A 5,224-nucleotide genomic window follows, 5' to 3' on the forward strand; every position below is an offset into this window, starting at 1 on the left:
AACGTTTATGTGTATGGACCGTTGCGTGTCTCACACACGAACCAATCCAAATATAGACAAACTTTGGGTTAATCCGATAATATTCCAAATAAAGCACAAACCCAGCAATGGTCTATACACGGTGTTAGCACACGGTTTATTCTTTCTTCGCTATTATTTTTCTCAAGACAGAATAAAGTCCGACATAATTTTGTTTAGAAATCCAGGTTAAAAATTGCCTCTTAAATTCCGCTGCCATTTTTCGCAATGAGTTTTAAAATAAACTTTTTTCAGATTTGGTAGGGAAGGGCAAAGTTTCGGTTTCGCACTTAAAAAACCAAAAAAAATTTCGGTTCCTTTTCGCGGTTTTTTCAGTTAGATTTGATTTCCGCGTATATCTAAAATAAAATTTTGCCCAAACTTTGGTCAAGCACAGGTTTTTCAAGTGATGCGACTTATTATTGGAAGGCCAAGAAATAAAATTGTTCACACGAGTGATAATTTCGCCGTTTTGGTTTTTCCGTATCTATTTCAATTTCGGTATGGTTTTTCAGTTTCAGCTCTTAAAAATCAAAAATTTTCTCGTTTATCTGTGTTATCTTGAGCAGACAACTGTGTGCTAACGGATTTGTATAAGAATAGTAGGGCGGAAAAAACGCGACCACTTTTCGGATAGCACAAGCCGAATTTTTAAATTTTTCTTATTATCTTTTTTGTTCAATAAGCCAAATTTAAAAATTTGGCGACCTTGCAAATACGCCTTTATCATTGGGTTAAGCACTCATTGCCCTATTATTTTTATACGTTGTTCTACGCAGTTTATTATTCCGCTTGCTCGACGTTAAATTCAATATCCCATTGTTTAACATACTCTTTTAGAGAACCAAGTCCAACTTTCTTTCTTCTTTTATCAACTGTTTCTGGATTTTCTAAATCATAAATCATCCAAGCTCCGCTTTCTCTGTCTTCTGTAATTTGTGAACCATAGATTTGTTGCTTATTATCATACATTAAAATTCTATCCTCCATAAGTGCCATTTTACTTTTACTTAAATCTCCATTTTCAGCTGACTTTTTTAATTGTGATAAATACTTTTTACGATGATAATTATCTGCGTGCTGAAAAACTAACCAAATTGCAGACATTTGCTCTCTATTAACTGTATTTAAAGTTGGCATTCCACATTTCTCTATTAAACTGATAACCTTGACCAAATTTTCTCGGTCTATATTTATATTACCTGCATTTCCGTTTTGTCGCATATCTTGGTCGAGAGAATGAACCTCGGTCAAGATATTCTGAATATTATTGCAATCAATTTCAATTGGGATTACAGGTTCAATAATTTCTGTTTCATAAACTGCAATCAATTTTTTCTGAAACTCTTTGTCGTCGTCAGTCGCTTTCCTTAAAATTAACTCTACAAGTTCATTTTCTTTATTTATATATTTATCAAAAGTCCATTCTCCTGAATTTTGAATGTTTTTTATACTATCGAGCGAAATTTCAACTCCATTTTCATTTTTGTAAACTACATTATCAAAATTATATGACTGTCGTTTTTCTGCATTTTTCAATAATTCTTTTTTGGTTACTTTTCGTAATTCATTTGGCTTATATTTTCCGTTTTGATTACAGGAAATAATAATTATTGTAAGTAACCCTAGTATTAAATGTTTTAACTTCATTTTCTTGATTTGCTTTAAATTGCGTAGAACGTTTTATGTGTATGAGCCGTTGCGTGTCTCACACACGAACCATTAAAGGTACAAAACTCCGCTGGAAAATTCCCAAGAATTTTCCAGATTAGCACAGACCCAGCAATGGCTTATACACGGTGTTGCCCACAGTTATTTTATTCCGATTTTATTAATTCTGATAATTTTTTTTCAATTTCGTGACCTTTAATTCCTGATAAATTTTCAAAATATTCCTTTATTTCAATTTCGTTTAAATTATAGGTCTCTTTTAGTCCTTTTATAATTGTTGATAGATATTGTTCACTTGGTGGATTTATCTCTTTCATTAAATTCTTTTCATTAGTGAATGTAAAAATTGGATTGCCATTATGGTCTCCCAAATAAAGTAAATTTCCATACCAAGATTTTTCTTTGAAAATACAGAGAACCTTTTTCCTGCGCTTTTTTAAAATCAATAATTAATTTTCCTTCGTGATTAGTTTCTTGTTTGACAATTTCCGCGTATTGTTCAGGTGTTATTAAATACATTCTCCCTAAAGTCTGAACTTTGTCGTTGAATTCGGTTTTTATAAATCCGACGCCACAATTATTCCAACTTTTAGATATTTTAGCAAAGTAAAGTTCACTTTTGATATAAATTTCTTCTTTGTCTTGTGGTAAGGTTTTATCTGTACAACCAAAGTAAGTTTTCTTTGAGCCTTTTGGTTGTCCTCCGAGAATGTAACAATGGAATCGACTTTCTAAAATGTTCGAACCGTAACTTGCATACCAAACTTGTTTAATCTCTTTTGACATTCAGTTCGAGTTTTTTTTTAATTGTGGGCAACGTTGTTGTGTATGGACCGTTGCGTGTTAAAGCACGAACCATTAAAGATACAAAACTACGCTGGATAATTCCCGAGAATTTTCCAGATGAGCACAGACCCAGCAATGGTTTATACACGGTGTTATAAACAGGTTTTTAATTCGACTAAATTATTAATCCATTCTCCATATTCCTGCATTGGTTCTAATTCCATTTGACATTTTGTGAGTTTTGTAATTTGATAAATATTCTGTTCTCCTATTTCCTCAACCGCAAATATTAAAAAGAAATTACCTTTTAATTCTTTAATAAACCAATAACCATTTGTGTCAATTTGGCTTTCTAAAAAGCGTTTGTCGTTTTTTCGGTCAAATATTGTAGCATAGAAATGCAAGTCATTCAAAAATTTTAAACTTAAATGCTCATTGATTTTTTGAAATTCATTTTGAATAAGAAATTCTATTATACCTTCTTTATCTGTAGTTAATTTATGCTCCAGATTTAAAGGTCTAAAAACGTGCATCATATTCTGTCCAAAATCTATTTCTATAGAATCTTTTCCGTAAGTTTTGAAGTCAATGTTTAACGTATCTGAATTTAAGAATATTTTGGATTCCTTAAAATCGATTTTCACACTTACTACTGTGTCAGATGATATATTTCCAACAGTTTGTTTGTCAAAATCTATAATCATACCTTCATTTCTCGAAGTAGTTACTTGACCTTCTTCAATGACACGATTTTTATATGACATCCAAATTCCGCTAACTTCTTGACCTTTGCAAGATGTTAATCCAATTATGATAAATAATATTTGTAGGGTTTTTCTCAACTTGTTTATAACGTTTTGGTGTATGGACCGTTGCGTGTCTCACACACAAACCAATCCAAATATAGACAAACTTTGGGTTAATCCGATAATATTCCAAATAAAGCACAGACCCAGCAATGGTCTATACACGGTGTTAGCACACGGTTTATTCTTTCCTTCACTATTATTTTTTAACTACAGAGTATAGTCCGACATAATTTTGTTTAAATATCCAGGTTAATTATTTCCTTTTAAATTCCGTTGCCATTTTTCGCAATGATTTTTAAAATATTTTTTTCAGATTGTAGGGAAGGGCAAAGTTTCGGTTTTGCAACTAAAAAACCAAAAAAATTTTCGGTTCCTTTTCGCAGTTTTTTCCCGTTAGATTTGATTTCTGCGTATATCTAAAATAAAATTTTGCCCAAACTTTGGTCAAGCACAGGTTTTCCAAGTGATGGGATTTATTAGTGGAAGGCCAAGAAATAAAATTGTTCACACGAGTGATAATTCCGCCGTTTTGGTTTTCCGTATCTAATTTAATTTCGGTGTGGTTTTTCAGTTTCTGCTCTTAAAAATCAAAAAATTTTCTCGTTTATCTGTGTTATCTTGAGCGGACAACTGTGTGCTAACGTTTTATGTGTATGAGCCGTTGCGTGTCTCACACACGAACCATTAAAAGTACAAAACTCCGCTGGAAAATTCCCAAGAATTTTCCAGATAAGCACAGACCCAGCAATGGCTTATACACGGTGTTGCCACACGTTTTTTCCTTTCCACGCTTTGTTTCGCACGTCCGAAAAATTACGACGTTTTGTTTTTTAAAAATCCAAATTAGTAAATTTTAGTTGAATTTCTTTATGCTTTTCCATATTTCAGATTAAAATTAGTCGATAAACACAGTTTTTCGAACTTGCACTTAAAAATCAAAATAAAAATTTAAGTCCATTCCGACGATTTTTTCGGTCTGTGTAGATTTCGGCGTAATGATTTTCACGTTTTAAATTCAAATCCTCTCGGTACACTTCTATGCAAAACTTTATTAAGACATTTAGCGTGAGCATAAACTGCCTGGACTTCGTCAGTATTCTTATCGCATTGTATGGTTATTTCAATTGAATTATGAAATGTCGAATCCTTTCCGCAGAAGCAACATAAAACTCGTAATTCTTCGCTCATTATTTTAGTTTATCTTAATTCTTGGGTATTAGCATTTCCAAATTTTATCATTTAGCGAAATTTTTCTCAAATTCTGACTAACGTCAAATTTACTATAATTTTCCTACACAAACATTTTACTCGTTATCTCAAGAAATTAACAGGTTTTTCTTGTGTGGGGAATGTGTGGCAACGTTTATGTGTACGAGCTGTTGCGACGGATGGAACGAACCAATCCTAATAAGACGTGACTGTGGGAAATCCGCAGGATTTTCCAAACGGTCACAGTCCCAGCAATGGCTTGTACACGGTGTTAGTACACGGCTTTTAACTTTTCCGCCCGAGTTTGAATTCTGACGTCTTGTTGTTTAAAAGTCTAATTTAGTAAATTCAGACTAATTTCTGTTATGGTTTTTCGTATTCAGTTTTATTGAAGTTGTTTTTCTGTCAGATCGGATTCGGTCGAAAAACACAATCTTCTGGTTTTGCACTTAAACAGCAAAAAAAAATCCGGTTTGGTCTTTCAAGGATTTTACATCAGAGTGATTTTCGGCGTAAGGTTTTGTCTTTTCAGACTTGGGAATTACTTTTTTGAAGGAACTTTGGTTAAGCACAAATTTTCCTGATAAGCGACTTAACTTCCGATATTCAAGGAGATAAAACAATTAAAAAAGTGATCAATTCTGCACTGATTTTCTTGAAAACTCAATCTTCTGTTTTGTTCTTAAAACCAAAAAAAAATCGAGGAATTTTCAGAGTTTCGTTCAGCTGTG

Annotated in this window: 4 protein-coding genes; all 4 read right to left on the reverse strand. The window is 32.7% G+C overall.

Going from position 1 to position 5,224, the window contains the following annotated elements; genetic code table 11:
• Nucleotides 1-801 precede the first annotated feature (801 nt).
• Entirely contained in the window at nt 802-1,668 is an 867-nt protein-coding gene (locus A9996_RS18945; protein WP_066439035.1) for a DUF6624 domain-containing protein, read from the reverse strand.
• Nucleotides 1,669-1,835: 167 nt separating this feature from the next.
• Nucleotides 1,836-2,006 (reverse strand): hypothetical protein, encoded by a 171-nt coding sequence (locus A9996_RS19775; protein WP_157487258.1) that lies wholly within the window; start codon nt 2,004-2,006, stop codon nt 1,836-1,838.
• A 40-nt stretch (nt 2,007-2,046) separates the two neighbouring features.
• On the reverse strand, nt 2,047-2,475 hold the full coding sequence (locus tag A9996_RS18950; protein WP_083994039.1) for a hypothetical protein: 429 nt from the start codon (nt 2,473-2,475) through the stop codon (nt 2,047-2,049).
• Between the two features lie 152 nt (nt 2,476-2,627).
• Complete coding sequence (locus A9996_RS18955; RefSeq protein ID WP_146608992.1) at nt 2,628-3,317, reverse strand: hypothetical protein; 690 nt, start codon at nt 3,315-3,317, stop codon at nt 2,628-2,630.
• Nucleotides 3,318-5,224: the final 1,907 nt, after the last annotated feature.

The organism is Gelidibacter algens, assembly GCF_001678675.1.
Lineage (GTDB): Bacteria > Bacteroidota > Bacteroidia > Flavobacteriales > Flavobacteriaceae > Gelidibacter > Gelidibacter algens.